The sequence below is a fragment of the Glaciibacter superstes DSM 21135 genome (genome assembly GCF_000421145.1).
In the GTDB taxonomy this organism is placed as follows: domain Bacteria; phylum Actinomycetota; class Actinomycetes; order Actinomycetales; family Microbacteriaceae; genus Cryobacterium; species Cryobacterium superstes.
Map to the genome: position 1 here is coordinate 1 of NZ_ATWH01000025.1, position 25,161 is coordinate 25,161.

Sequence of the window (25,161 nt, forward strand, 5' to 3'; positions counted from 1 at the left end):
CGTGTCGAGTCGGGGATCGTGCCGTGAGAGCGCTGCGCGCAGCAGGGCGAAGTATGCCGTTTCCCCCTCGGCAGTGATCTCGTACTCGGTGCGCGGTGGGCCGCCGGCATCGCTGGCCGCGGCATCGTGGACGCTGAGCAGACCGCGAGCACTCATCGAGGTGAGCGCGTGGTACACCGAGCCGGACGTGGCCGTCGACCACTCGTGAGCGCCCCAACTCTCGAGATCGACCCGGACCAGATAGCCGTGGGCCCGTCCGCGCCGCCGGACGGCTCCGAGTACGAGCATACGGACCACCGACTGGCTCACAGCGCTGCGGCGAGGTCGTCGATGCTGGCGAGCGCGTCCTCCGCCGCGCGCCGCTGAGCGTCTGTCAGAGTGATGTTCCTCGCGCTGGCCAGAAACTTGCGGGCAGCTACCTGATCGTCGGAGCGGGCGGCGAGTTCGGCACGGTAGGCCAGTGCCTCGAGGAGCTCGACCGGTCCCGCCGCGCCCCGATTGCGCTCGAGGGCTGCATCGAGAATCCGCGCTGCCTGTCCGTGCTTGCCGTGAGAGTCGCCCATGACCACGGCGCTGCGCAGGGAGGCGGCGAGCTTGTCGAGCACCGCGTCCTCATCCTCAGGCTTGGCCGACATGGCCATGATCCTGATCCAGTTGCCGCCGGGATCGATCACGGTGAACCCGGACATGTTTCCGGAGTTCTTCCGCACGCGCGGGCGCGTCATGCGAGGGATTCCTGAGACGAGGATTTTGCCGTGCGCAGCTCGCATCCCCTCGGCGAACGCCCGGAACAGCTCGCCCGTGTCGGGCACCAGCACAAGGCAGGTTCCATAGGAGTCCTCGGGCTTGAACCCGTGGATGCCGAAGAAGTGGAGGTTGATTTCTTCGCGCTCGAGAGTCACATAGGGATTGGGCAGCTTCTGCGAATAGGTCGTGCGGAAGCCGAGCATCCCGTAGAACTCCGCCATCACATCGATCGATGCGCAGGGCAGTAAGGGCACCGTCATCTCACCAGCCATACGGCCCCTCTCAATCAAGTAGCCAAATTTGGTTACCTATTCAGAGTACCAGAGTCCAGTCCGTAGCAGCCACGGAAACGAAGGGCTCGCACGGCTCACCACACTCATTTCGCGCTAACAGGCCAAGCCCTCGTGCGACGAGATGGTCTGCTGCCGTGGCTCTTACGTCGATCCGCCCGTCTGACTTCGCAGACAGACCACCGATAGACGGCAAGGCCCTGTACAGATCGCTCATTGCGCACACCGCGACTATGTGCTGTCCGCTGGACCCGTCGCCTTCTCGGACTACTCGCCCGACTCCCACTTTTCACCCCTGTTCTCCTGAATGAGACAGATCGCGATTACGGCGCCGGGCTGCTGGTTCCGCGACTCGTAGATATCGCCCGAACGCACGGCATTGATCCGCTAGGCAGGACGCGATAGGGGCGCACGGCGCTCAGCATCGACGCGTTCCTGCACCTCCTCGCGGCCTTTGACCGCTCTGGCCGCATACCCTCGCTGGTATGCATAAGCCCCGATCCTGAACCCTCCCGCGCCCAACAAGCAGGACCGCATCTGCACCAACAAGACATCCGTCAGCGTGCCTATCGAGGCCGCAGCCAAATTCATGCAGTCCCTGCACTACGGTTCAGCCGAATGGCAAGAGATCTATTCCAGCGACCGCAACACCATCGAAGGACAGAACGGGTTCCTTAAAGACGGAGCGCACGAGTCCCTCAAAGACGCCACCCGCCGGCGCGTACGCGGATACACCGCACAGTACCTCCTCATCACCGTGCTCGTTGCGGCAGGAAACCTCAGGAAGATCGACAAGTTCGTCTCCGACCTCCTCAGCCAAGAGACCGTCGAACAGCAGCTCGAGAAACGGCAGCGGAAACTCGATACTCGTAGTAAGCGAAAGAACCGTGAAAGCCGGGTCGGCCGATGGGGAGACTACAAACCCCCGCCGCCGGCAACAAAACCGGTCACGGAATAGCCGGTCACCTCATACACACGATTAATGCACGACAGGCGGGTTCAGCCCTGCCCGAAACCCGAAAACACGGGCTGGCCTGCAAGGTTCACCAAGCAATGACGGTCTCCCACGGCAGCCACCAGCCAGGAAAACACTGAAAAAACAAAGGCCCCCGATTTCTCGGGGGCCTTTCGTGTTCGCTGAGAGTTATGCAAACTGATTCACTCAGATTTGCAATCAACCCACTGTGCGCGAGGGGGGACTTGAACCCCCACGCCCTTTCGAGCACTGGCACCTGAAGCCAGCGCGTCTGCCAATTCCGCCACTCGCGCGAACTTAGGAATGCTAGCACTTTCTAGTGGGCGTTTGCCATTCGCGGCGAAGGGTCACATCGACAAGCTCGAGCAGCGCGAGGCCTCACCAGAGCGGGGGCATCCTTTACTCCCATGGGATGACATTTGGGGACCAATAGACTCCGAAGGCGCATTAACACCGTGGGCAAGTAACATGCTCATAGCCAAACGGACCGGATCGGGAGACCTGTGGGCATACTGGACAACTTTGAAAAAGGCTTGGAGCGCGCCGTCAACGGCGCTTTCGCCAAGACCTTTAAGTCGGGCCTGCAACCCGTGGAGATCACCTCCGCCCTGCGCCGCGAGCTCGACACCAAAGCCGCGGTCGTCTCCCGCGATCGCATCCTCGCACCCAACCGTTTCACCGTGCGCATGAGCCATGCAGACCACGCTCGAATGACCGGCCTCGGCCCTGCCCTCGTCGACGAACTCACCCAACTCGTTCAACAGCACGCCACCGCCCAGCACTATCAATTCGCCGGCGGCATCTCCATCACCCTCTCCGAAGACCCCGGCCTCTCCGAAGGCATGGTGCAGATCGACTCCGGCAACGTCAAGGGCAGCGTCGCCTGGACCCCGGTTCTCGACATCGCCGGCAAGCGCCACCCAATCGTCAAATCCCGCACCGTCATCGGCCGAGGCAGCGACGCCGACATCACCGTCGACGACACCGGCACCTCCCGCCGCCACGTCGAGATCCTCTGGGACGGCTCCCGCGCCCAGGTACGCGACCTCGGCTCGACCAACGGCTCCAAGCTCAACGGCAACCCGGTCAAGCAGGCCATTCTCGAACCGGACTCCGTCGTCACCATCGGCAGAACCCCCATCGTCTTCCGGGTACTCGCGCAGGCGGCATCCGTCGACCACTCCGCCGATCGCAGGGTCGACGACGCCACCGGGCGTCACGACATGGGCGGATTCTGGGGGCCATCTACGTGAACCCCAGTGAACTCACCCTCCTCGTCCTCCGCCTTGGCTTCCTCCTCCTGCTCTGGCTGTTCATTTTCGGCATCGTCTACGCCCTCCGCAGCGACCTGTTCGGCCAGCGTGCACGCAAGCTGGCGACCGATGCCGGTGCCGCGCCTGCTTCGGGGGCTCCGTTCCAGACAGCCCAGCCCACAGCCACGGCAGCGCCGTCGCCCGCTTCAGCAGCACAGCACTCAGGAGCGCCGCCAAGTGCAGGCACAGAGAAGGCCACCGTCCACAACGCAACCCGCCTCGTCATCACCTCCGGCCCGAAGGCCGGCACCGAGTTCCCGCTCGGCACAGATCCCATCACCATCGGCCGCTCCGGCGACTCGAGCCTCGTCATCCGCGACGACTACACCTCCACCCACCACGCCCGCCTGATGCTATGGAACGACGACTGGATGATCCAGGACCTCGACTCGACCAACGGCACCTTCCTCGCCGGCAGTCGGCTCGCCATTCCTACCCCGGTTCCGCTGAACGCCACCGTCAAGATCGGCGCGACCACCTTTGAGCTCCGGCGGTAGGTGAATGGCGACAGTCAGTCAGAGCGCGGCCGCATCCCACGTTGGCAAAATCCGTTCCAACAACCAGGACTCCGGTTACGCCGGCCACACCCTGTTCGTCGTCGCCGACGGCATGGGCGGTCACGCGGGTGGTGACGTCGCATCAGCGATCACCACCAAGCGCATCATCGAGGCCGATAAGCCGTACCAGTCGGCCGGCGACGCCGAATTCGCCCTGCAAGCTGCGCTGATCGCCGCGAACTCGCAACTCGCCGAAACCGTCTTCGAGCACGCTGAACTCACCGGGATGGGCACAACCGTCAGCGCCCTCGTCGTACTCCACGACCAGGTCGCCATCGCCCACATCGGCGACTCCCGCATCTACCTGTTGCGCGGCGGCGAACTCTCCCAGATCACCACGGACCACACCTTCGTTCAGCGCCTGGTCGACAGCGGGCGCATCACCGAGGCTGAAGCCATGGTGCATCCGCGCCGGTCCGTTCTCATGCGCGTGCTCGGCGACGTCGAATCGGCGCCGGAGATCGACACCTCCATCCTCGCCACCCACCCCGGCGACCGCTGGCTGATCTGTTCAGACGGTCTCAGCGGAGTCGTCTCCCACACGGCCATCGCGGGCGCGCTCTCCAGCGGGATCAGCGCTCAACAGGTCGCCGATCGCCTGGTCAAGGAGAGCCTCGACGGCGGCGCCCCAGACAACGTCACGATCGTCGTCGTCGACATCGGCACGGATGAGGCGGAAGCCGAGAATCCGCGCGACGAGTCCCCGATCGTGGTCGGCTCGGCATCCGCCCCCCTCGCCTTCGGAGAAGAACCAGCCCGTGCCCGCGCACTCCGGCTCCCCACCCTTCGCCTGCACCCGGTTCGCGAAACCCACTTCGAACCGGATTCCCAGGACTACCTCTCCGAGCTCATCGAGGAAGACGAACGTCGCGCCAAGCGGCGCAAGATCACCTGGCTTGTGGGCGTCATTCTGCTCGTCATCGCCATCGTTGGCGGAGCAGTCCTCGGCTACCAGTGGACCCAGACCCGTTACTTCGTCGGCGCGGAGGGCAACTCCGTCGCCATCTTCCAGGGGGTACAGCAAGACCTCGGCCCGATCAAGCTGTCGAGCGTCTACCAGGACACCGATGTGCTCCTGAAAGATCTGCGCGGCTACGATCGCCAACAGGTTGAGCAGACCATCAGTGCCACGTCGCTCCAGGATGCGAAGGCCATCATCGAACGGCTCGAAAATGCCAGCGCAGACTGACCGGCAGACGGCGCCGCAGGGCCCATCAGCCTCGGGCACAACACCAGCCGGATCAACACCGACAGGCAGCATTCGGCGACTGCACCTGCCCCAGAAGTTGCGCAATCTCGAGCTCTTCCTGCTCATCATCGCCTGCGCCATCAACGCCGGAGCCGTCGTGCTCGTGCAGCTCGGCGCCTTGGGAACCATCGACACCCAGCTCGTGCTGCTCGGTGCAGGCCTGTCGTTCCTGGTCTTCGGCCTCCACGTCGCCATGCGATTTGTGGCGCGCGACGCCGATCCGTTCATCCTGCCGATCGCAACGCTGCTGAACGGCATCGGCATCGCGATGATCTACCGCATCGACATCGCCAACAACGATGCGGGGTGGGAGAGCGCCTCCGTGCGGCAGATCGCCTGGAGCGCGATCGCCATCGTCGCCGCCATCGTGGTCATGCTGGTCATTCGCAACCACCGCATCCTCTTCCGCTACACCTACATCGCGGGCTTCGTGGCCGTCATCCTGCTTTTGCTCCCGCTCATCCCGGGGCTCGGCCACGAGGTCAACGGGGCCAGGGTGTGGATCAGCTTCGGTTCGGCGGCGACCTTCCAGCCTGGCGAGATCGCCAAGATCGCACTGGCAGTCTTCTTCGCGGGTTACCTGGTGCGCAACCGTGACTCACTCTCGATGGTCGGCAAGAAGTTCCTCGGCATGCGCTTCCCACGCCTACGTGACCTTGGCCCAATCCTGGTGCTCTGGGCCCTGTCGATGTCGGTCATCATCTTCCAACGCGACCTCGGCACCGCCCTCTTGTACTTCGGCCTGTTCCTGGTCATGCTCTATGTCTCGACCGGGCGCCTCAGCTGGATCGTGCTCGGCATGACACTGTTCGTCGGCGGCGCGATCGTGGCCAGCCAGACGCTCAGCTACGTCAACGGCCGCTTCACGAACTGGCTGGATGCCTTCAACCCGGCCGTGTACGACGCCGATGGCGGCAGCTACCAGCTGGTGCAGGGCATTTTCGGGCTCGCCAAGGGTGGTCTGATCGGGACCGGACTCGGCCAGGGCAGGCCGGACATCACACCGGTCCCGCAGAGTGACTACATCATCGCCAGCCTCGGTGAAGAGCTCGGCCTAGCCGGAATCTTCGCCATCCTCGCGCTCTACCTACTCTTCGTCGCTCGCGGCTTCCGCATCGGTTTCGCCGGGCAAGATGACTTCGGCAAGCTGCTCGGTGTCGGTCTCGCCTTCGTGGTCGCCCTCCAGTGCTTCATCGTCATCGGCGGCGTCACCCGCATCATCCCGCTCACCGGGCTGACCACGCCGTTCCTCGCCGCCGGCGGCTCCTCTCTGGTCGCCAACTGGATCATCGTCGCCCTCTTGCTGCGCCTGTCTGACACGGTGCGCAACCAACCAAGGCTGGTGGTCTGATGAATCGCGAACTCAAACGGGTGAGCGTCGTCGTTCTACTCATGTTCGTCGCCCTCCTCGTCTCGACAACGGTCATCCAGGGTTTCCAGGCCGACAACCTGGCAGCGGATGCCCGCAACACGCGCACGCTCTATGATTCATACTCCGTGGAGCGAGGCCCGATCCTCGTCGCCGGTGAGCCCGTCGCCCAGTCAATGCCGGCCGGAGACGACTACAAGTTCCTGCGCACATACAGCAACGGTCCGCTGTACGCGCCGATCACCGGGTTCATCCCGATCAACGGCGCACCCACCGGTCTTGAGCACGCGCTGAACGGTGAGCTCAGCGGCACCTCGAACGCGCAGTTCTTCGACAAACTCAACGCCATCATCACGGGGCAGAAACCGACCGGTGCCGCCGTCGAGGTCACGATCGACCCCGTCGCCCAGCAGGCCGCCTGGGATGCCCTCGGCGACCTCACCGGATCCGTCGTGGTGACCGAACCGAAGACCGGGCGCATCCTGGCCATGGTCTCAAAGCCGAGTTTCGACCCGAACACCCTCGCGGTGCACAACAACGAGGAAGTCACCAGCACGTACGACGCGCTGCTTGCCGACCCGGCTGATCCGCTCATCAACCGCGCCATCGGTGATCTCAACCCTCCAGGCTCGGTGTTCAAGCTCGTTGTTGTCGCCGCGGCGCTCGAATCGGGCAAGTTCACTCCAGAGAGCACCTTCCCGAACCCGGGCACTTTCCAGCTTCCAGGCACCAACACGATCGTCCGCAACACAGAGGGCGGAAACTGCGGAGGCGGAGCGACCGTCACCATCGCAACCGCACTCCGACTCTCGTGCAACATCCCGATGGCAGAGCTCGGGTTGGAGCTCGGCGACAAGGCGATCAGGGACATGGCAGAGAAGTTCGGCTTCAACACCGACTACACGATCCCGCTCGACGTGGCCCAGAGCCGTTACCCTCGTGTGCTCGACGACGCGCAGACCGCCCTGTCGGCATTCGGTCAGTACGAGGTCCGTGCGACGCCGCTGCAGATGGCCATGGTCTCGTCCGCGATCGCCAACGATGGGGTCCTCATGCAACCGAACCTCGTCGACCAGATCCTCGCCCCCAACCTCAGCAAGCTGGAGGTCTTCGAACCAATGGAGGTTCGGCGGGTGATGAGCGCAGAGAACGCCGCAACGCTGACCTTGATGATGGTCAACAACGTCAATGACGGCGCGGCGAGCAATGCAACAATAGACGGGGTTGAAGTGGCAGGAAAGACCGGTACGGCAGAGAACGGTGAGGATGACCCTTATACGCTCTGGTTCACCGGTTTTGCTCCCGCTAACGACCCGCAGTATGCAATAACCGTCCTCATTGAGGATGGCGGGGGACTAGGTCAAACAGGGTACGGCAACCTTCTTGCCGCACCGGTCGCACAACAGGTACTAGAGGCGGTGCTGAATAAATGAGACCCACAGCAGGGCTCACCTTCGGGGGACGATACGAGCTGCAGTCCCGGATTGCCATCGGCGGAATGGGTGAGGTATGGCAGGCCACAGACCTCGTCATCGGCCGAACAGTCGCGATCAAGATCCTCAAGGACGAGTATCTCGGCGACCCCGGCTTCCTCGAGCGTTTCCGCGCTGAGGCACGCCACGCCGCACTGGTCAACCACGAGGGCATCGCCAACGTCTTCGACTACGGCGAGGAGGAGGGCAGCGCCTTCCTGGTGATGGAACTGGTGCCGGGAGAGGCACTGTCCACCATCCTCGAACGCGAGCACGTGCTGTCGACCGACAAGGTTCTCGACATCGTCGCCCAGACCGCTGCGGCGCTCCACGCTGCCCACGCGGCGGGTCTGGTGCACCGGGACATCAAGCCGGGCAACCTGCTGATCACTCCAGACGGTCGCGTGAAGATCACCGACTTCGGTATCGCTCGCATTGCCGACCAGGTTCCGCTCACCGCGACCGGCCAGGTAATGGGAACGGTGCAGTACCTGTCGCCAGAGCAGGCCAGCGGCCACCCGGCTTCGCCGACGACGGATATCTACTCGATCGGCATCGTCGCCTACGAGGCGCTGGCCGGCCGGCGCCCGTTCACCGGCGAGTCACAGGTGGCCATTGCGATGGCCCAGATCAACGAGACAGCACCCGACCTGCCGGTGACCGTCTCCGAGCCCGTGCGCAACCTCGTCTTCGCGTGCATTGCCAAGAACCCGGCCGACCGACCGACCTCTGCCGCACACCTCGCACGCGCCGCGCAGGCGCTCCGCCGAGGGGATGTCGCGGCCGCCGCAGCATCCGTACCCGCCGTTCTGGGCGGAGCAACGCCGACCGCAGCGACCATGCTCATGCCGGGCGCAGCTGCGGGGCAGACCCAGGCGACGACGATCCTGCCGACGGCCACGCTGGGAGCCGGTGCCGAAGCAGCGGCCGGTGAAGATGAGAAGAAGAAGCGCAGTCCGTGGACCTGGCCGCTGATCGTGCTCATCGCCCTTCTCGCGATCGTTCTGATCGGCGTTTTGATCGCCTTCTTCGCCAACCCGGGCAATACTCCGGCGACCAACTCGCCCACCGCTTCGAGCGCGGCGCCAACGACACCGAAGCCGACGACACCAGCACCCACACCATCAAGCACCAGGGTGACGGTCACCGAGGCCGACTTCGTCGGGCTGTCGAGTGCCGACGCCCGCGCCAAGCTCGAGGGCCTCGGACTGGTGGCAAACGTGGCCACCGGCAACGCCGCGACCACGCCAGACGCCGTCGACACCGTTTACACGGTCAACCCCACCGGCCCTGTCGAGAAGGGAACGTCGATCACCGTCACCGTCTACGGAGCGGTCGTGACTCCAGACGCCCCGGCCAACGGACCGACCATCGAGACCTCGGGCGATATCGCTCCAGGCTCCGCGGTTCAGGTGTCGTGGGCGGCACAGTCGTGCCCGAGTGGCCAGACGCTGTCTGGCTACGAGGTGGTTGCAGAGGGCAACGGCGCTGCCGTACAGCCGCCGAACCCCACTTCGGCGGATGTCACGCAGGCCACCATCACGGCCGGTTCCGGTAACTTCACGGTCAAGTTCCGCTACTTCTGCGGCCAGATCGAGTCGGGCTTCTCGCCCACCTCGCCGGTGACCGTCAAGTCGACCACAACTGATCCCATAATCCCCTAGCGGATAGGATAACCGAGATCCTGCGGATGAAACGGGGAGCTATGCGAAATGGGAGCTAGGCATTGACTGAAGATGGCCGTGTGATCGCGGGGCGGTACCGCGTTGGCGCGCTGATCGGCCGCGGAGGCATGTCCGATGTGCACATCGGCACCGACTCCCGCCTCGGTCGCACCGTCGCCATCAAGCTGCTCAAATCGTCGCTGGCCACCGACCCCGCCTTCCGCACCCGCTTCCGCCAGGAGGCGCAGGCAGCGGCTCGCATGGCGCATCCCACCATCGTGCGGGTATTCGATGCCGGCGAGGAGACCGTGGCCGACGCGAACGGTCACGAGTCACAGTTGCCGTTCATCGTGATGGAACACGTCGACGGCCGACTGCTGAAAGACATCATCCGTGAGGGCCCGGTCGAGGCAACAGAAGCCGTTCGCATCATCGACGGCGTGCTCACCGCGCTCGAGTACTCCCACCGGGCAGGGGTGGTGCACCGCGACATCAAACCGGGCAACATCATGATCACCCGCACCGGCCAGGTCAAGGTGATGGACTTCGGCATCGCCAGGGCCATCTCAGACTCGTCGACGACGGTCGCGCAGACCACGGCCATTCTCGGAACAGCATCGTACTTCTCGCCGGAGCAGGCCAAGGGCGAGTCAGTCGACGCCCGCACCGATCTCTACTCCACGGGTGTTGTGCTGTTTGAGATGCTCGCAGGGCGACCGCCGTTCCGCGGCGAGACTCCGGTGGCCGTCGCCTACCAGCACGTGAGCGAAAAGCCCGTCAAACCAAGCTCGATCAACCCGAAGGTCTCCCCGGCGCTTGACGCCGTTGTGATGCGCGCTCTGGCGAAGGACCGGTTCGCCCGCTACCAGAGTGCGGGTGAGTTTCGCGCAGACGTCGAAACGGCCGGAGCCGGTCACATCCCTGTCCACCGCCGGGTTGACGAAGCGACCGCCGGCCTGTTCGGTGCACCACCCGTTGTCGCTTCTGGTTCCGAACTGGCGCTGAAGCAGCTTTCAGAAGACCAGACCATGGCGCGCACGCAGCGCCGGCCACCGGTGATCTGGGTGTGGGCAGGAATCGTCAGTGTCATCGTGATCGTGATCGCGGTGATGTTCTGGGCATTCAGCCTCACGCCGTCGAGTGAGCTTCCTGACAATTCGCGCGAGGTTCCGTCTCTTGCCGGGCAGAGTTTCGACGACGCGCAGAACGCGCTGATAGACCTCGACCTCGCCGCCACGCGGTCGGATGAATCCAGTGCGACAGTGCCGAAAGACCAGGTCATCCGCACGGAGCCAGCCGCAGGCACGATTGTGCAGCCGGCCGAGGTGGTGAAGGTTGTGGTGTCGACGGGTGCAGAACCGGTTGCGGTTCCGGATGTCACGAACCAGCCGATAGCGGATGCACAGGCCGCGATCACGGCCGCGGGCCTCTCACCCGGGTCGGTCACCAGGGAAAATTCACCGAACGTTGCCGCCGATGTGGTGCTGCGCACCGACCCGGTTGCCAACACGGAGGAACACGAGGGTGTCACCGTGAACTTCGTGGTGTCGAGCGGGCTGGTCACGCTCAGTGACCTCACCGGACAGTCGCTGAGCGCGGCGACGGACCTGCTGAGTGCAGAGAACTTGCAGTTGGTTCCGGCCCAAGAGGCGGATGCGACGTGCAAGAAGGAGCCGGGTTCACCGGTGATTCGCCAGTCGATTGCGCCGGGTGATGTGCCGCAGAACTCTGAAGTCACGCTCTTCTACTGCTCGGGCGAATGAGAAAGCTCGGGCTCCTAGCTCAGGCGTAGAAGCGGATTCAGGTCCTTGGCCCTCTCGCGGGCCTCCGGGAGGCCCGCGGTGGCCAGCCAGTTGCCAAGCATCCGGTAACCGCCCTGGGTCAGCACCGACTCAGGGTGGAATTGCACGCCCAGTATCGGGGCTGACTCGTGTCGCAACCCCATGATCACCCCGCCCTGGGTGCGTGAGGTGACCACCAGCGCATCCGGAACCGTCGAATCGACCACGGCGAGCGAGTGGTACCTGGTGGCCGTGAATGGCTGCGGAACCCCGTCGTAGAAGTCACTGTCGTCGTGCGTGATCAGCGACGTCTTTCCGTGCATGAGTTCTTCGGCCGTCGTCACCGTCGCTCCGAACGCCTCGGCGATCGCCTGGTGCCCAAGGCACACGCCGAACAGCGGGCTGCCCGCCTCAAGTGCCGCATTCACCAGGGGGATCGACACCCCGGCATTCACCGGCTTACCCGGACCTGGCGAAAGCAGAATCCCGTCATATGCCCGCACCCGATCGGCCGACTCTGCGGCGTCGAACGCGTCGTTCCGCAGCACCTCGGTGTCGGCACCGAGCTCTTGCAGATACCCATTCAGTGTGTAAACGAAACTGTCGTAGTTGTCGATCACCAGAATTCGAGTCATGGTCCGCCGACCGTCGCCTCCTGGTTGTTGACGATGCTCTCCACCCAGGGGAACACCCACGTCGACAGCGCGTACAGCACGCCGGCGAGGAGGACGAGGACGAAGATGATGCGAAGCCAGACCGGGCCGGGCAGAATGTGCCAAATGGTTGCGTACACGGTGACCTCCTAGCTTTGGGCCTGAGCGGCGATGAGGGGGGTGAGTTCGGCCGGCGGGCCGGCGGCCGTCGGCTGCCACGACTCGAAGACACCGTACGCGATGATGCGTTCGGCGGTCGAAAGCAGCGGATTGCAGCTCGTCAGGGTGATGATGCGGTCGGTCGGTGCCACCCCTGAAACGTTCGGAACAGGCGCGATCACCTCGACGGCGCTCGGTTGAACGTAGTGCAGGTCGCGGAAGCGGTAGGTGTAATAGCCGTCGGCCGTCTGCACGTAGATGGCGTCGCCCACCTGTAGTTCATTGATGCGATTCATGCCGCCGCCATACGCGCTGCGATGCGCGGCGACCGCGAAGTTGCCGACCTCTCCCGGCATCTGGGTGCCGGGGTAGTGACCGATTCCGAGTACCTCGCTGTTGAGCACGTCCATGCTGGTGCCCTCGGCGATGGTGCGGTGATAGCCCTCCGGAAAGCGCGGAACGTAGAGCACCGCGAACGGATCGTCTTCTGCCGGCGCGACGGCAACGACGGGGTCGCCGTAGTTCGCTGGGTCCGGTGGAGGTTCATCGTCACCGCGCGCGGCCCGGTCCTCTTCGATCCAGTCCTGGCTGATCTCGGTGGCCGCTTCGGTCTGGGAGTTCGCCAGGATCATGTCGTTCCACCAGAGCTGCCAGCCGAGGAACAGAAGCACCAGCACTCCGCCGGTGATCAGCAGTTCGCCGAGAACACCGACCACTGTGACCCTGCGGCGCACACGCAGCTTTCTGCGCCCACGATGTGCGGGCGCAGGGGTGATGGAACCGAGTTCGGTCATGGATAGATTCTAATCAGGGGAGCTGAACAGCCACGCGCCAGGGCCCGAATCGGGTTCGCAGGCGCAATCACGGTAGAATCTGTGCCATGGCACGCTCGAATCCCCGCACCAAGCCCGTCCACGACGAGGTGGCCCGCTCCGGCGAGGACGCACCGAACCCGGTCTGGTTCAAGCCCGTGATGTTCGGCTTCATGCTGCTCGGACTGGTCTGGATCATTGTCTTCTACGTGAGCCAGGGCCTCTACCCGGTACCAGCATTCGGGTCCTGGAACATCCTCGTCGGATTCGGGATCGCCTTCATCGGCTTCCTGATGACAACCCGCTGGCGCTGAGCTCGCACCACCGGCGATTCGCCGCCCCCATTTGGCGCCCCCATTTATCGGGGCAATTACACGCGTGTAATTATCCCCAATGTGGAAACTCCTGTGGATAACTCCGGTTTTACCGGACCAGCCATCAGGCGACAATGAACTTAATGAAGCTCAGCGCGATGAGAACGGCTGCCAGGGCGATGATCAAGATGTTCTGCAGACTCTGGTGCGAGCGCCTTCTGGTCTGCACGTAGATCAGGCCCATCAAGGCTCCTCCGACGAGCCCGCCGACGTGTGCCTGCCAGGCGATGCTGAGGCCGGGGAGGAAACCGATCACCAGGTTGATGCCGACCAGGATCAGCAGTTGCGTGGAGTTGCCGCCGAGCCGTCGCTGGATCACCAGGAACGCGCCCATCAGCCCGAAGATGGCGCCGGATGCACCGACAACGCCGCTCAGCGGATCCGACAGTAGGAGAACCCCGAGTGACCCGGCCAGCCCGCTCAGCAGGTACAGCGTGAGGAACCGGCCACGTCCAAGCATCCCTTCGAGGAGCTGCCCGAAGATCCACAGCGTGTACATATTGAGCAGCACGTGGAAGATGAAACCGGTGGAGTGCACAAAGACGCTGGTCAGCATTCGCCAGGGCTCGAAGCTCCCCGGATAGGAGAAGGCTCCAGCGTAGAAGAGCCGGTCGGTGATCCCCAGTCCCGGAATCAGCTGCAGGATGAAGATGAAGACGGTGATCCCGATGATCGAATAGGTGACGACCGGTGCACCACTGCCGGATAGGCGGCCGACGCGGGTCAGAATGGCCGGCTTCGTGCGCGGCGCGTTCTGCCGCTGCTCCTTCATGCACTCAGGGCAGATCACCCCGACGGCGGCCTGAGTCTGGCATTCGGGACAGATCGTGCGCCCGCACCGCTGGCACAGTATGAAGCTCTGCCGACCCGGATGCCGGTAGCAGTAGTTCGCCGCCGTATCCGGAGCGTCGTTCATCTCGAGAGTGCCTAGACCGACTCGACGGTGATGCTTTCGATGACGATCTCGTCGAGCGGGCGGTCGCGGCCATCGGTCGGAACCGTTGCCAGCTTCTCTACGATGGCACGCGACTCTTCGTCTTCGACAGCACCGAAGATGGAGTGCTTACCCTGCAACCAGGTCGTCGGAACGACGGTGATGAAGAACTGCGAACCGTTGGTGCCGTGTCCCATCTGGATTCCCGCGTTCGCCATGGCGAGCACATAGGGCTGCGTGAAGTCGAGCTCGGGGTTGATCTCGTCGTCGAACTGGTAGCCGGGGCCGCCGATGCCCTGGCCGAGGGGATCGCCGCCCTGGATCATGAAGTCCTTGATGATGCGGTGGAACACAGTGCCGTTGTAGAGGGGCGTGTTCGACTTCTCGCCGGTCTCGGGGTGCGTCCATTCGATCTCGCCGGTCGCCAGGCCAACGAAGTTCTTCACGGTCTTCGGCGCGTGGTTGCCATAGAGGTTGACCTTGATCGGGCCGATGGTGGTGTTGAGCGTTGCGACAGCGGTGTGCTTAGACATAGCGACAATTCTTGCACAGCGACCGGAATCCGAATGCGTCGCGGTGGAGCCGTATCGAATATGCCGCATCCAGATACTCAGAGCGCTCCCAGCCGATTCAGTGGCAAGATGGACTGTGTTCGCAACACGACATCGATGGAGGGTCCAGATGAGCCTGTCACGAAAGCGCCGCAAGGAACTCGGTCGGCTGCGCAAGAGCGCAGACGAATTGTGGAATCACCAGCAAGATGTGCTTGACCACGCCAACTCCGTTGCCCGCGAGGCCGGACGCCAAGCGGGCAACCTGACTCGTGAAGAGGTCGTTCCCCGGGTTCGCGAGGGTTACCAGACGTATGTTCGCCCCGGAGTGGATGCGACCCAACACTTGGCCGATGGCGTACGCAAGCGCTTCGTCGGCGACGTTCTGCCGGGAATCGGCAACGCGATCGGCACGGTGATGTCGGTCGGTGACATCGCGAACGATGCCAGGGTGCGCGCCGCTCTGAACCGCGTGCGGTTCCAGAAGCCGGTTGTTGTAGAGAAGAAGGGCCCGGGCGCGGGAACCTACATCGCCGTCGGTGTCGGCCTGGTCGCCGTCGCAGGTGTCGCCTACGCGGTCTGGCAGACCTTCCGCGCCGACGACGAGTTGTGGGTCGCCGACGACGAGCCGGGTGAAGTCAGCGCCCCAGGGCCGATTGGTTCGACCACTGCACCATCGACCACCCAAACACCGACCCCCAAAACACCGGGCGACGGGACGTCTGCGGGCCCCGAGAGCTAGGCTCCCGGGCTCCCGGCACTCAAACGCAAGAACACAGGAACGCCCCGGTCGGTGACCGGGGCGTTTTCGTCATCCAGCTTTCAAGCGACCAGGCAGGAACGGCAGCCACGGAGCCGTGTAGACCAGCGCACTCGGATGCTCGGAGTCGAGGTTGAACTCGGCGGCGCCATATTTCCACATTCGGTTGTACAGGTAGACGCCGATCGTGCCGGCTTCATCGGCCGGTATCTGCCAGGTTCCTGTTCCCCACTGGGCCGGCTGCCCGCGCCCGCCGATGACGACGGTCGGTTTCGGGAACCAGCCGAGCCACGGCTTGCGGAGCGTGAGCCGCAGGCGGTCCCGCATCATCCGTTACTGCCGGCAGTATCGGCTGTGTCGGTACGTGACCGCTCAGGCGTGAAACCCTCAGGCCCGAACCACTCGAGGGCAGCGACAGCCAGGGCGGCAACTCCGGTGTCGAGGGTCGGCCGGATCACCGGCGCGAAGTGCGGTGAGTGATTCGACGGAATGTCGCTCAGGGTGGTTCCACGGGAAGCTGCGGCCGCGAACTGCTCTGGGTCGGCGCCGCCGAGCAACCAATAGACCAGCGGAACTCCCGCCGCCGTCGAGAGGATGCTGACGTCTTCGCTTCCGGTCACCGCCCCTGGTGCAATCACACGCCCATCACCGAATGCGGCCTGGAAGGCGCCGACAACGCGGCTCGTGGCATCCGGATCATTGACCAACACCGGGAAGGACTCGGCTGCGGTGATCTCGGGTTCCCGTTCTGCACCGGATGCCTGCGCCTCGGCTCGGATGATGCGATGCACGGCTTCGATGACGCGCGTTCGTACCGGTACGCTCGCGCTGCGGATACTGAGGCCCAGCACCGCTTCGTCCGGAATGATGTTGCTCTTGGTGCCGGCCTGCAGTTGGCCGACCGTCACAACGGCCGTGTCGCTGCCCGCGACCTCCCGGGAGACGACGGTCTGCAGTCGCATGACCGTCGAGGCCGCCATGACGACAGGATCAACAGTGGTCTCCGGGCGGGAACCGTGGCCTCCACGACCGAACAGCCGAACCTGAAAGGCGTCAGCACCGGCGAAAGCGGCCCCGGGGTGCGCACCGACGAGACCGGCCGGAGCCGGAGCCACGTGCTGGCCGAGCACCACATCCGGTCTGGGCACGCGCTCATACAACCCGTCGTCGACCATGGCCTGCGCCCCGCCACCGAGTTCTTCTGCCGGTTGGAAGACCACGACGAGGGTGCCAGACCAGTCCGCCGCATGCTGCGCCAATAGCTGTGTGGCGCCGAGGAGGCTCACCACGTGCACGTCGTGGCCGCAAGCGTGCATCACCGGCACGTCGTTGCCCTCGGGGTCGGTGCCGCGTGCCGTGCTCGCGTAGTCGAGTCCAGTGTCTTCGAGAACGGGCAACGCATCCATGTCTGCCCGCAGGAGCACGGTGGGGCCTTCACCGTTCCTCAGAACCCCGGCGACGCCGGTGCGACCGATCCCTTCGATCACGTCGAGGCCCACGGCTCTCAGGCGCTCGGCGACGATGCCGGCGGTCCGGTGTTCGGCGAAGGAGAGTTCCGGGTGTGCGTGCAGGTCTTTGTAGAGTTCGACGAGTGGTTCGGTGACGACCGTGACATCCTGCAACACTGAACTCACTCTTCTGCACCCCTATCGGCCGCATTCGGTTGCGATCAGCCTACTGGGACCAGGTCAGAGGCCTCGTTAGGATGAGCTGAGGCGCACCTAGGGCGCACCAGTCGACTGACGCTTGACCGATCTAGGTGACGGCTACGGTGGCTCCGATCGCTCGCATTCGCACGAGGAGGAACGCTGCGAGGAGCATGGCCGTTGCCAGGACGAGGGCGCTGTCGGCCGCTGAGGGTGCGGGAGCGAAAGTCAGCGCGACGTTGTTGGCGAAGTGGATGGTGATCGCGGCCCACACGCCGCCTCGCAGCGTTTCTGAAACATAGAGGAACGTCACCGAGAGCGGGATCATGGTGAGCAAGAACATTGCGCCCTGAAGGGTGAAGAATCCGATCCGCGATTGCGTCGTTCCGTTAAGGAAGAACAGCGGCACGTGCCAAGCCGCCCATGCGAGCCCGATAATGACCGAGGTCGTGAGCGGCGTGAGCGCCTGCCGGATGCGCGGCTGAACATATCCGCGCCACCCGAACTCTTCGGACAGCGGTCCGGCGATGAGATACAGGATCACGAACAGCAGCGGCCCTCCGCTTCCGGAGATCTGATCGGTGATGGATTCGGTGATCCGTTGCCAGAACCCGGACGGCTCCGCCAGCAGAGATGCGGAAAAGGCTGGCATGGCGCCAAGGACGATCGCGGCCGGAAACCACAGCCATGGCGGGGCAAGCCGGGCGCGCGGTTCCCGTTGTCTGCCGCCAATGACTCGCATCACCAGGGCGGCCAGGGACGGACCACTCGCGCCTAGGCCGAACACCAGGAAGGCCGGCCATGTCGTGACATCGGTTCCCATGAGCGACGCTGCGACCCAGAGGCTGCCGGTGATCGCCGTGCACACGATGGCGAACGAGATCAGCTGGCGTTGGTTGATTCTGTCCATGTCCTACGATCCCTGGAGCTGTCATCCCTGCCCTGAACCCGTCGTCGCCTGCGACGGAGGACCAGCAGCAGCGGCCGTGATCTGGCTCAACACGCACGCCCACCGGCCGCCGCTGTGGGCGAAGACGTCCGTCACCCACTCGTCGGCGTCGAATTGCTCCCCACCGTAATGGGCGGTGTTCGTTTGCCGCATGGTGAGCACTGCCATATCACCGTACGCACGAACCCGGGCATCGCTGTTGCGGTTCATTGCGGGTTGGGTCAACTTCCCGGAGCCCACGAATGCGAGGAATTGCTCTCGTGTCGACACCCCGGATTCGGAGACGATCACCCATTCGTCTGCCATGAAGGCGGCGATCCGGTCTACGTCGTTGGAAACAATCGCCCGTGCCCACTCGTCGGCGACCACGACGAGCTCGGACTCGACCGGGTTCTGTGTTTCCGGACCATCCTTGTCGACCATCGTCCCTCTCCTCACCTGTTGCCGCTTTGCTCAGAGCCCTCGGGCCGAGTCGGCGCGCGGTCTGCCTCAGCAAGTGGTTTCATGAACGACCAGAGTCCGCCTTCACAGTCGCGTGCGCTGTACTCGCGGAAGCCGTACGGCCGGTCCACCGGCTGGTACTCGATCTCCGCGCCTTCGGCGACCGCGTGCCGGTAGTGGGCGTCGACGTCGTCGACTATGACGGCCATGCAGGAAGTGGCGGCGCCGACGGTCCGGGGCGAGACGAGCCCGAACGCCGAGGATTCCGGGTGCAGCCAGATCACCCCGTCGCCGGCCTGAATCTCCCCGTGAACGACTTTGCCGTGCTCGTCGCGGGCCAACTCGCCAGGACCGAACCCGAATACGCGGACCAGGAAGTCGTGCGCGGCCTCGAGGTCGACGTACACCGCGATGGAGATGCGTTGGGTCAGAGTTCCTTCGGTCGTGGTCATCGCCTCCAATAGCTCCAGCATGTCCTCCACCGGCGGGGTCCGGACTCCGTCAAGCCCTGCCTGCAGGCGGGCGAGCAACCCCCGCAGCTGAGCCGCAGCCTCCAGTCGCTGGTCCAATTCCGCGATGTGCCGGGCCATTGCGGGCCGCAGCGCCCAGCGCCGGTCGTCGAGAGCGGTCGCCACCTCGGCCAGGGACAGCCCCAACCGGCGCAGGAGGCAGATGCGGTACAGGCGGTCCAGGTCGGCGTCGACGTACAGCCGGTGGCCGGCCCCGCTTCGGCTCGACGGCTTCAACAGGCCAATCTGGTCGTAGTGATGGAGAGCGCGAACCGTCAGCCCGGCCGCCTTGGCCACCTCGCCAACTCTGCGCGTTTCGGCTGTCATACGAACGACGATACGACCTCACGCAACGTCAGGTGCAAGGGCCCGGCGATCTTTCTGGTCATGACGTCATTCGCCGGCGAGCGCACGGGCGATGTCGTCGGCGACGAGATCTGAGTTCAATGCCCCGGCTACCAGAGCGCCGGCGCCCAGCGAAACCGAGACGTTGGCTCGCACGTCCACGACGTTTCCGACAGCCCATACTCCTGGGACGCTCGTGCGCCCGTCTTCGTCAATGTCGACCCACGATCCGAGCGCGCTCTCTGTCGTCGCCGCTCCGAGCGAGCGTAAGAGGGCGTCATGAGGCCGGAGCGCGGGTCCGGTGAAAACGACACCCACCGGAACTACGCGCTCATCGACCTGCACGCCGGTCACCTGTCCGGCGTCGATGCACAGCCCGGTGACTACTCCTGACTCAACCCGGATACGCCGGCGCGCGAGCGCGTCCCGCGCGTCTACCGCGGGTTCGCCGACCGCGTTAGGAAAGTAGACGACGCGGTCCGACCATTGTCGCAGCAGCTGTGCCTGCTCGATGCTTTTTCGAGAGGTCGCGATGACCCCGATCACATCGTTACGGTGCTCCCAGCCATCACAGTACGGGCACACCACGACGCCCATCCCCCACTGCTCGCGCATCCCGGAGATGTTCGGCAGCTCGTCGCTCAGGCCAGTCGCAACAAGGAGACGTCGAGTGCGGATGGGACCGTCCGCAGTGTCAACCTCGATTCCGAGCACGTTCACGTGCGCTGCAGATACCTCGCCGTGAATAAGGCGGACACCGTACCCTGCGACTTCCTTCCGCCCGAGCTCGAGCAGCCGCAGCGGCGAAAGCCCGTCGTGACCGAGGACCCCATGCATGTGCGAAGCAGTCGCGTTTCGAGGGTGGCCGTCGTCAATGACGACGACGCGTCGCCGCGCACGACCGAGCGAGAGAGCGGCGCTGAGACCGGCCGGCCCGCCACCGACGATGACGACATCGGCTTGTTCCTGTGTACTGTCCATGTTCGTCATGGTGGCGCCCAGGCTCATTTGGTGGCTTTGTCGTTCTATTGGTCCAGGAGCGTCTGAGAGATGGCGTCGGTGTCGATCACCCCGTGCCCCTCGATCCGTCGGCGCAGTTCGGCGTGGTCGGCCGCGTCGAGCGCTTCGTCGCCCTCTAAGGAGTTGGGCTGGCCTACGCCCGTCTCGATGAAGTCCCTGAGGCTGCCACGTACGTAGGTGCCCCACGCGTTCGAGCACGCGCCGTAGCATTCGACGTCGGGCCCCAGGCCCTCGTGCGTGAAGGTGATGCGTGTGCCGTCGTCGCCCTCGTCGATATCGAACCGGACGGTCGTCCCGTTCCACTCCTGCGTGTCGGCGATAAAGCTCAGGTAACTGCCGGTGACGAGCCATGCGATGCTGCGCCCGGGCTCGAGCTCGGTGACCTGCATTCCGCTGTAGTGCAAACCGGGCACGACGTAGACGAACTCATTGCCCATCGCCGTAGGGGTCCCGGTGATCCTGCCCCACCATCCGGAAACGTCGTTGATTGCGTCGAACGCCTCCTGGGGCGTCTTGCTCACCGTGATTGTGGTCTTGTAGTCCGCGGTCATTTCTCCACTCCTTCGTCCGTGTCTCGATTCACCCTCGCTTGTGTGATGCAAGTGAAGGCATCACGTAACGGTAACCGCGATCCTTGCATCACGCAAGTGTTAGTATTGGGTTCATGCTAGGCAAGACGTACGACACACAGGTGTGCTCGATCGCACGCTCGCTCGAACTCGTCGGTGAGCGCTGGAGCCTGCTCATCATTCGCGACGCCCTGTTCGCAGCAGTGACGCGCTTCGGCGACTTCCAACACAACCTCGGCATCGCCACGAACGTGCTGGCCTCTCGTCTCGACTCGTTCGTCGCAAGCGGCATCATGCGGCGCGACGGCTCCGCCGATTACATCCTCACCGACAAGGGGCGCGCGCTCACCGTCGCACTCATCGCGCTCACTGAGTGGGGCGACGCCTGGGCCGCCCCCGGGCCGCCCCCGATTCTCTACCGGCACGCCGCATGCGGCGGCGAAGTCACTGCGCAGGCGGTGTGCGCAGGATGCGGCGCCGTGCACGCGGACGAGACCGTCGTCCGTCTCGGACCCGGGATGCCCGCCGACTACGTCGCCCAACGCAGGGGTGGCGGGCGCGCGACGGCATAGGTCGGAAGAGCAGCGCCGGATAAATGAATAACGCCCACCCCCGAAAAACATGGGGCGGGCGTTATTCAATTGTGGAGCCTAGGAGAATCGAACTCCTGACCTCCTGCTTGCAAAGCATGGCGATAGAAAGTCCATTCCCTGGTCAGAGGGCCCTTTTATATGAGCCGAGGCGCACATGGGGCGCACCCGTCGACTGACGCTTCTACGTGTCGAGGAAATCCCACTCGCTGCCGAGTACCCAGCGGAGTGCCGACATCTTCCCGTTGAGCATACCGAGCTCAAAGTCTGTGTAAGGCCCGAGCTGCCCGGGCTCCGGGTAAGTCGCCTCGACGCGCGCGCGTCCGGGGCCGGCGATCTCCCGGTTCCTTGTGAGTTCAGCGGTATCCCCATCCCGCTTGAACCGGTAGTCCGCCAGCACTGAGCGGTGATACCAGATGCGATCGAAAAGTTCCTTCTCCACTGCTTGAATTTCGTCAAGCCGCCGCGGTTCTTCGCGAATGTCGGTCTCTTCTAGCAGCTCCTCAAGCTCGTCTCCAAAATGCTCCCGCAGAACCCGCTCGAGCCCGGCCGCACCCAGCCGATAGTTCGAGTTCGCGGGATCGAACGCGGCAGCGATGTCTGCATGCGGTTCACGCCTGTCGACGCCGACTGCGCTGAAATCCTCACTATTGCTGGTTACGAAAGCGAACTCGCCCGCCTCATCTATCTCGCCTGCATAAAGTTCGATGAGTAGGGCATCGGCGACGCTGTTGCGGTGCTTGTGAAACGGTGCGTGCTTCGCCAAGCCTCGATCAACCACTCGGCGCTTGATGTCGTCGTCCGGCACTAGCTTCCGCCCTTCGATCAGGAGCACGCGGATCTCAGTGAAGTTGCGGGTGGTCATTGCGCCGATTAGCGGCACGCGCCTTGCCAAGTCGTCGATGACCTCTAACGCGTGCTCGTCATCGTGGTCGCCGTAAGTCAGCAGGTCTCGACGAATCTCCCGCACCGAAAAGCGGTCTATAAACTCGCCCCGATTCGAAACCGGCTTGAGCCCGGTGATCTTTCGGGTCGGAGATTCGGATGGTGAGCCGATCGAGCCAGATCCGCATTGCCTCGAGTGGTCTCAAATTTCGCTAGGTAGCTGTCCCGCAAGGGGAACCCTCAGCGAGACATCGGAGTCGTTCGAAAAGGGGACCCGTCTGCCCACTCCAGCTTGGTTGCCTTACCTTGTGTAACCGGGTATGGTGCAATGCATGGGTAGCTCAGAGAATAAGGTTCTCACGAATCTGCGGAAGGGCGTCCTAGAGTTCTGCCTGCTAGCGCTATTGCGCGACGGTGAATGGTACGGACTAGACATCGCACGGCGCCTCAGCCAACTGGGCCTCCTTGCAGGCGAGGGGACGGTCTATCCGTTGTTGTCGCGATTGCGCCGTTCAGGCCTGGTCACCACCGAATGGAGTGAATCCGATGTCGGTCGCCCACGCCGCTACTACACCCTCACCGAACTCGGCCGCGAAAACTTGCGCGAGTTCACGGAGGTTTGGGGTCCATTCCGAAGTACCGTCGACGAGATCCTGGAGACCGAATCATGAACACGCACGTGGACCCGACCTCACTGCAAGTGACAAAGTACGTCGACCAACTCGCGAAGGAGCTGACGAGCGTTCCCAAGACTTACCGCGTCGACGTCGTTGAAGGGGTTCGAGCTCACATACACGACGCTCTTGAGAGTGGCGATGCGAATGTTGCCACGATTCTCGAGCGGCTCGGAACGCCACAGACTGTTGCGGCTCAAGCCCTCCAGCAGTTGGACGAGGAGCCGGGTCAGCCTTCGCGTCCCACAGCCTCGACCCGAGCACGCAAACTGCAGATGTACTCGTTCTTAATCGCAGCTGTTGTGGTTCTCGTGGGCGGCTTCTTCTCCCAGCCGGACCTAAACGTACCGATTCCGTTGTCGTCCCTGCCGCCACTGGCGCTGACACTTATCCCCTTACTCACCCGTGGATCCCGATGGTGGCTTGTGTCTACGATTTGCGCGACAGGCTTTGCAGCGTTCCTGGTGACCGCGTTGATCCTGAGCCTCGCCCTGGGTAGCTTCTCTTTCCCCCTCACCGTGTTCCTCATTCCCCCGCTGACGGCGGTGGTGTTCTATCTGCCGGCGCTCGGGTTGACGATCGTCTCGCTCCTCTTCCGCCGTCGCTGAAATTGAGAGAGTTCCGAATGCGGGACCCTCAACGGGCACCGCCTGGCGCCGTTAGATGAGGCGCGCGCTAGTCAGGGGCCGGCCACCCCTCGGCCCAGCCGGCTGCGTGGCAGCCGATCGGGTTTCGTAAGGGGAGCCCGTTGGCCTCTTCGTCGCTGATCCCAACGCCACACCTGCTGCGTGTGCGTGGCGAACGGGCAGCGAAGCATCCAAGGCCGATTAGATGGGGGAATGGACTCGAATTATCGCTTCTCAGCCGATGCCGCGGAGATGGACCGCGACCAGGTGCATCGCTGGATCAGCGAGCAATCGTACTGGGCACCCGGACGGTCTCGATCAACGCAGGACGCCGCCATAGACGGCTCACGTAACTTCGGCGTCTACGACAGAGCATCGAACAGGCAAGTCGCCTACGCGCGGACCGTTACAGACGGGGTGACTTTTGCGTGGCTGTGCGACGTATTCGTCGACCCCGAGGTTCGCGGCCACGGAATCGGGGCATTGCTCATCGCTGGGGTCGTAGAAGAGTGCGAGCCGCTAGGGCTGAGGCGCATTGCTCTCTCAACCGACGATGCGCACGGCCTATATTCCAAGTTTGGATTCACCGACTTGCATATCCCCGGAACATGGATGGAGCGCCTCGGTAACCCCAACGCCTAGAGCGTTAGATGACAGGTACGGCCTCCGCAAGAGAACGTTCACGGGCGCGAAACAGGCGACAGGCAGGTATCCACTCACCGATCGGCGATGTGGGTCCAACGAGAACCCACGGTGACGACGGCATCAGCCCACTCTAGATACCTTTCCGGCGCGGTCAACGCCGTCCGTTAGCCGAACCCTCGACGTGACGACCCTTGCTGCGTTTTTACGTCCGCAGAACTCCCGCTGTTCGCGGGCCGACCAAGTGTTCTTGCGCAACTAGTGTCGTGCGCCTGAAATTATCTGGTTAAGTTGTAGAATTGAGGTATGGCCAGAACTGGACGCCCGAGGACCGAGTTGATGTTGAGCGATGAGGAGCGGGAGCAGTTGCTGCGCTGGTCGCGGCGGGCGAAGTCCTCTCAGGCGTTGGCGTTGCGGTCCCGGATCATCCTTGCGTGTGGTGAGGGCCTGGATAACAAGTCGGTGGCTGGGCAGGTGCGTTGCTCGTCGAACACGGTCAGCAAGTGGCGTGCCCGTTTTGTGGCGGACCGTCTTGATGGCTTGGTCGACGAGCCGCGTCCCGGGCGGCCGCCTTCGATCACGGCCGAGCGGGTTGAGGAGGTCG

The 25,161-nt window shown here is 63.9% G+C and carries 30 protein-coding genes and 2 tRNA genes; 15 read left to right on the forward strand and 17 right to left on the reverse strand.

The annotated features are described in order from the left end of the window. On the reverse strand, nt 1-288 hold a 288-nt coding region (locus K323_RS0122615; protein WP_033373921.1), incomplete at its 3' end, for a PadR family transcriptional regulator. Nucleotides 289-305: 17 nt separating this feature from the next. Next, the gene (locus K323_RS0122620; RefSeq protein ID WP_022887539.1) at nt 306-1,019 is read right to left on the reverse strand and encodes a VOC family protein; all 714 of its coding nucleotides are present in this window, start codon (nt 1,017-1,019) and stop codon (nt 306-308) included. Nucleotides 1,020-1,599: 580 nt separating this feature from the next. On the opposite strand from K323_RS0122620, the gene K323_RS0122630 reads away from it, so the two are divergent. Continuing rightward, on the forward strand, nt 1,600-1,995 hold the full coding sequence (locus K323_RS0122630) for a hypothetical protein (protein WP_022887541.1): 396 nt from the start codon (nt 1,600-1,602) through the stop codon (nt 1,993-1,995). Nucleotides 1,996-2,222: 227 nt separating this feature from the next. On the opposite strand, the gene K323_RS0122635 is transcribed toward K323_RS0122630, so the two are convergent. Next, nucleotides 2,223-2,306 (reverse strand) — tRNA-Leu (locus K323_RS0122635). A gap of 210 nt (nt 2,307-2,516) precedes the next feature. Here K323_RS0122635 and K323_RS0122640 point away from each other — a divergent pair. From K323_RS0122640 to pknB, 7 genes are all read left to right on the forward strand, one after another. Continuing rightward, nucleotides 2,517-3,266 carry an FHA domain-containing protein gene (locus tag K323_RS0122640; protein ID WP_022887542.1) on the forward strand — a complete coding sequence of 250 codons (750 nt, stop codon included), beginning with the start codon at nt 2,517-2,519 and terminating at the stop codon, nt 3,264-3,266. After that, entirely contained in the window at nt 3,263-3,823 is a 561-nt protein-coding gene (locus tag K323_RS0122645; protein WP_022887543.1) for an FHA domain-containing protein FhaB/FipA, read from the forward strand. The genes K323_RS0122640 and K323_RS0122645 overlap by 4 nt, the downstream gene beginning before the upstream one ends. A gap of 4 nt (nt 3,824-3,827) precedes the next feature. Next, nucleotides 3,828-5,072, forward strand: coding sequence for a PP2C family protein-serine/threonine phosphatase (locus K323_RS0122650; protein WP_026852022.1), 1,245 nt, complete (start codon nt 3,828-3,830; stop codon nt 5,070-5,072). Then, on the forward strand, nt 5,056-6,483 hold the full coding sequence (locus K323_RS0122655; protein WP_022887544.1) for an FtsW/RodA/SpoVE family cell cycle protein: 1,428 nt from the start codon (nt 5,056-5,058) through the stop codon (nt 6,481-6,483). The genes K323_RS0122650 and K323_RS0122655 overlap by 17 nt, the downstream gene beginning before the upstream one ends. Beyond that, nucleotides 6,483-7,934, forward strand: a complete 1,452-nt coding sequence (locus tag K323_RS0122660) for a peptidoglycan D,D-transpeptidase FtsI family protein (RefSeq protein WP_022887545.1) — start codon at nt 6,483-6,485, stop codon at nt 7,932-7,934. The genes K323_RS0122655 and K323_RS0122660 overlap by 1 nt, the downstream gene beginning before the upstream one ends. Further along, complete coding sequence (locus tag K323_RS28150; RefSeq protein ID WP_022887546.1) at nt 7,931-9,637, forward strand: protein kinase domain-containing protein; 1,707 nt, start codon at nt 7,931-7,933, stop codon at nt 9,635-9,637. The genes K323_RS0122660 and K323_RS28150 overlap by 4 nt, the downstream gene beginning before the upstream one ends. 62 nt (nt 9,638-9,699) lie before the next feature. Continuing rightward, the gene (gene pknB, locus K323_RS0122670; protein ID WP_022887547.1) at nt 9,700-11,400 is read left to right on the forward strand and encodes a Stk1 family PASTA domain-containing Ser/Thr kinase; all 1,701 of its coding nucleotides are present in this window, start codon (nt 9,700-9,702) and stop codon (nt 11,398-11,400) included. A gap of 14 nt (nt 11,401-11,414) precedes the next feature. On the opposite strand, the gene K323_RS0122675 is transcribed toward pknB, so the two are convergent. Genes K323_RS0122675 through K323_RS0122685 form a run of 3 tightly spaced genes read right to left on the reverse strand, consistent with a single transcriptional unit; the run spans nt 11,415 to nt 13,024 of the window. Beyond that, entirely contained in the window at nt 11,415-12,053 is a 639-nt protein-coding gene (locus tag K323_RS0122675; protein WP_022887548.1) for an anthranilate synthase component II, read from the reverse strand. Continuing rightward, a complete protein-coding gene (locus K323_RS30125; protein ID WP_022887549.1) occupies nt 12,050-12,211 on the reverse strand; it encodes a hypothetical protein in 162 nt (53 codons plus the stop codon). The genes K323_RS0122675 and K323_RS30125 overlap by 4 nt, the downstream gene beginning before the upstream one ends. A gap of 9 nt (nt 12,212-12,220) precedes the next feature. Beyond that, nucleotides 12,221-13,024, reverse strand: coding sequence for a class E sortase (locus K323_RS0122685; protein ID WP_022887550.1), 804 nt, complete (start codon nt 13,022-13,024; stop codon nt 12,221-12,223). A gap of 86 nt (nt 13,025-13,110) precedes the next feature. Between K323_RS0122685 and K323_RS0122690 the strand changes: the two genes are divergently transcribed. After that, entirely contained in the window at nt 13,111-13,356 is a 246-nt protein-coding gene (locus K323_RS0122690) for a cell division protein CrgA (protein ID WP_022887551.1), read from the forward strand. A gap of 124 nt (nt 13,357-13,480) precedes the next feature. Here K323_RS0122690 and K323_RS0122695 read toward each other — a convergent pair whose 3' ends face one another. Both K323_RS0122695 and K323_RS0122700 read right to left on the reverse strand, forming a co-directional pair. Continuing rightward, nucleotides 13,481-14,188, reverse strand: coding sequence for a rhomboid family intramembrane serine protease (locus tag K323_RS0122695; RefSeq protein WP_026852024.1), 708 nt, complete (start codon nt 14,186-14,188; stop codon nt 13,481-13,483). Between the two features lie 155 nt (nt 14,189-14,343). Further along, on the reverse strand, nt 14,344-14,883 hold the full coding sequence (locus K323_RS0122700; RefSeq protein ID WP_022887553.1) for a peptidylprolyl isomerase: 540 nt from the start codon (nt 14,881-14,883) through the stop codon (nt 14,344-14,346). A 148-nt stretch (nt 14,884-15,031) separates the two neighbouring features. Here K323_RS0122700 and K323_RS28160 point away from each other — a divergent pair, with 148 nt between their 5' ends. Further along, on the forward strand, nt 15,032-15,643 hold the full coding sequence (locus K323_RS28160; protein ID WP_022887554.1) for a hypothetical protein: 612 nt from the start codon (nt 15,032-15,034) through the stop codon (nt 15,641-15,643). Between the two features lie 69 nt (nt 15,644-15,712). Here K323_RS28160 and K323_RS0122710 read toward each other — a convergent pair whose 3' ends face one another. The 7 genes from K323_RS0122710 to K323_RS0122740 all read right to left on the reverse strand — a co-directional run bounded on the left by K323_RS0122710 (nt 15,713) and on the right by K323_RS0122740 (nt 21,122). Beyond that, nucleotides 15,713-15,988, reverse strand: a complete 276-nt coding sequence (locus tag K323_RS0122710) for a hypothetical protein (RefSeq protein WP_022887555.1) — start codon at nt 15,986-15,988, stop codon at nt 15,713-15,715. After that, the gene (locus K323_RS28165; protein WP_084697647.1) at nt 15,988-17,295 is read right to left on the reverse strand and encodes an amidohydrolase; all 1,308 of its coding nucleotides are present in this window, start codon (nt 17,293-17,295) and stop codon (nt 15,988-15,990) included. Before K323_RS28165 ends, K323_RS0122710 begins: the two co-directional genes overlap by 1 nt. A 121-nt stretch (nt 17,296-17,416) precedes the next feature. Beyond that, nucleotides 17,417-18,217, reverse strand: a complete 801-nt coding sequence (locus tag K323_RS0122720; protein ID WP_022887557.1) for a CPBP family intramembrane glutamic endopeptidase — start codon at nt 18,215-18,217, stop codon at nt 17,417-17,419. A gap of 21 nt (nt 18,218-18,238) precedes the next feature. Next, on the reverse strand, nt 18,239-18,679 hold the full coding sequence (locus tag K323_RS28170; RefSeq protein WP_022887558.1) for a nuclear transport factor 2 family protein: 441 nt from the start codon (nt 18,677-18,679) through the stop codon (nt 18,239-18,241). Nucleotides 18,680-18,690: 11 nt separating this feature from the next. Further along, nucleotides 18,691-19,533: a MerR family transcriptional regulator gene (locus K323_RS29220; RefSeq protein WP_022887559.1), complete on the reverse strand. Its 843-nt coding sequence runs from the start codon at nt 19,531-19,533 to the stop codon at nt 18,691-18,693. A 66-nt stretch (nt 19,534-19,599) separates the two neighbouring features. Further along, nucleotides 19,600-20,532: an NAD(P)/FAD-dependent oxidoreductase gene (locus K323_RS0122735; RefSeq protein ID WP_157509555.1), complete on the reverse strand. Its 933-nt coding sequence runs from the start codon at nt 20,530-20,532 to the stop codon at nt 19,600-19,602. Between the two features lie 44 nt (nt 20,533-20,576). Beyond that, nucleotides 20,577-21,122: an SRPBCC family protein gene (locus tag K323_RS0122740; RefSeq protein ID WP_022887561.1), complete on the reverse strand. Its 546-nt coding sequence runs from the start codon at nt 21,120-21,122 to the stop codon at nt 20,577-20,579. Between the two features lie 113 nt (nt 21,123-21,235). On the opposite strand from K323_RS0122740, the gene K323_RS0122745 reads away from it, so the two are divergent. Further along, nucleotides 21,236-21,712, forward strand: a complete 477-nt coding sequence (locus K323_RS0122745) for a winged helix-turn-helix transcriptional regulator (protein ID WP_026852027.1) — start codon at nt 21,236-21,238, stop codon at nt 21,710-21,712. 72 nt (nt 21,713-21,784) lie between these two features. On the opposite strand, the gene K323_RS29965 is transcribed toward K323_RS0122745, so the two are convergent. Together K323_RS29965 and K323_RS28180 are read right to left on the reverse strand one after the other, a co-directional pair. After that, a tRNA-Ala gene (locus tag K323_RS29965) sits at nt 21,785-21,850 on the reverse strand. Between the two features lie 64 nt (nt 21,851-21,914). Next, nucleotides 21,915-22,700, reverse strand: coding sequence for a PIN domain-containing protein (locus tag K323_RS28180; RefSeq protein ID WP_022887563.1), 786 nt, complete (start codon nt 22,698-22,700; stop codon nt 21,915-21,917). Between the two features lie 247 nt (nt 22,701-22,947). Between K323_RS28180 and K323_RS0122755 the strand changes: the two genes are divergently transcribed. From K323_RS0122755 to K323_RS0122770, 4 genes are all read left to right on the forward strand, one after another. After that, a complete protein-coding gene (locus K323_RS0122755) occupies nt 22,948-23,286 on the forward strand; it encodes a PadR family transcriptional regulator (protein ID WP_022887564.1) in 339 nt (112 codons plus the stop codon). Further along, complete coding sequence (locus tag K323_RS0122760) at nt 23,283-23,897, forward strand: HAAS signaling domain-containing protein (protein ID WP_022887565.1); 615 nt, start codon at nt 23,283-23,285, stop codon at nt 23,895-23,897. The genes K323_RS0122755 and K323_RS0122760 overlap by 4 nt, the downstream gene beginning before the upstream one ends. A 270-nt stretch (nt 23,898-24,167) precedes the next feature. Beyond that, nucleotides 24,168-24,557 (forward strand): GNAT family N-acetyltransferase, encoded by a 390-nt coding sequence (locus tag K323_RS0122765; RefSeq protein ID WP_342663028.1) that lies wholly within the window; start codon nt 24,168-24,170, stop codon nt 24,555-24,557. A gap of 306 nt (nt 24,558-24,863) precedes the next feature. Continuing rightward, a partial coding sequence (locus tag K323_RS0122770; protein WP_022887567.1) for a helix-turn-helix domain-containing protein occupies nt 24,864-25,161 on the forward strand: 298 nt, incomplete at its 3' end.

Excerpts from the sequence above, each read along its gene's own strand:
- K323_RS0122620 (WP_022887539.1), bottom strand. The coding sequence starts at position 1,019 with ATGGCTGGTGAGATGACGGTGCCCTTACTGCCCTGCGCATCGATCGAT.
- K323_RS0122650 (WP_026852022.1), top strand. The coding sequence starts at position 3,828 with ATGGCGACAGTCAGTCAGAGCGCGGCCGCATCCCACGTTGGCAAAATC.
- K323_RS0122655 (WP_022887544.1), top strand. The coding sequence starts at position 5,056 with ATGCCAGCGCAGACTGACCGGCAGACGGCGCCGCAGGGCCCATCAGCC.
- K323_RS0122660 (WP_022887545.1), top strand. The coding sequence starts at position 6,483 with ATGAATCGCGAACTCAAACGGGTGAGCGTCGTCGTTCTACTCATGTTC.
- K323_RS28150 (WP_022887546.1), top strand. The coding sequence starts at position 7,931 with ATGAGACCCACAGCAGGGCTCACCTTCGGGGGACGATACGAGCTGCAG.
- K323_RS0122675 (WP_022887548.1), bottom strand. The coding sequence starts at position 12,053 with ATGACTCGAATTCTGGTGATCGACAACTACGACAGTTTCGTTTACACA.
- K323_RS0122685 (WP_022887550.1), bottom strand. The coding sequence starts at position 13,024 with ATGACCGAACTCGGTTCCATCACCCCTGCGCCCGCACATCGTGGGCGC.
- K323_RS0122690 (WP_022887551.1), top strand. The coding sequence starts at position 13,111 with ATGGCACGCTCGAATCCCCGCACCAAGCCCGTCCACGACGAGGTGGCC.
- K323_RS0122695 (WP_026852024.1), bottom strand. The coding sequence starts at position 14,188 with ATGAAGGAGCAGCGGCAGAACGCGCCGCGCACGAAGCCGGCCATTCTG.
- K323_RS0122700 (WP_022887553.1), bottom strand. The coding sequence starts at position 14,883 with ATGTCTAAGCACACCGCTGTCGCAACGCTCAACACCACCATCGGCCCG.
- K323_RS28160 (WP_022887554.1), top strand. The coding sequence starts at position 15,032 with ATGAGCCTGTCACGAAAGCGCCGCAAGGAACTCGGTCGGCTGCGCAAG.
- K323_RS0122710 (WP_022887555.1), bottom strand. The coding sequence starts at position 15,988 with ATGCGGGACCGCCTGCGGCTCACGCTCCGCAAGCCGTGGCTCGGCTGG.
- K323_RS0122720 (WP_022887557.1), bottom strand. The coding sequence starts at position 18,217 with ATGGACAGAATCAACCAACGCCAGCTGATCTCGTTCGCCATCGTGTGC.
- K323_RS28170 (WP_022887558.1), bottom strand. The coding sequence starts at position 18,679 with ATGGTCGACAAGGATGGTCCGGAAACACAGAACCCGGTCGAGTCCGAG.
- K323_RS29220 (WP_022887559.1), bottom strand. The coding sequence starts at position 19,533 with ATGACAGCCGAAACGCGCAGAGTTGGCGAGGTGGCCAAGGCGGCCGGG.
- K323_RS0122735 (WP_157509555.1), bottom strand. The coding sequence starts at position 20,532 with ATGGACAGTACACAGGAACAAGCCGATGTCGTCATCGTCGGTGGCGGG.
- K323_RS0122740 (WP_022887561.1), bottom strand. The coding sequence starts at position 21,122 with ATGACCGCGGACTACAAGACCACAATCACGGTGAGCAAGACGCCCCAG.
- K323_RS0122745 (WP_026852027.1), top strand. The coding sequence starts at position 21,236 with ATGCTAGGCAAGACGTACGACACACAGGTGTGCTCGATCGCACGCTCG.
- K323_RS0122755 (WP_022887564.1), top strand. The coding sequence starts at position 22,948 with ATGGGTAGCTCAGAGAATAAGGTTCTCACGAATCTGCGGAAGGGCGTC.
- K323_RS0122760 (WP_022887565.1), top strand. The coding sequence starts at position 23,283 with ATGAACACGCACGTGGACCCGACCTCACTGCAAGTGACAAAGTACGTC.
- K323_RS0122765 (WP_342663028.1), top strand. The coding sequence starts at position 24,168 with ATGGACCGCGACCAGGTGCATCGCTGGATCAGCGAGCAATCGTACTGG.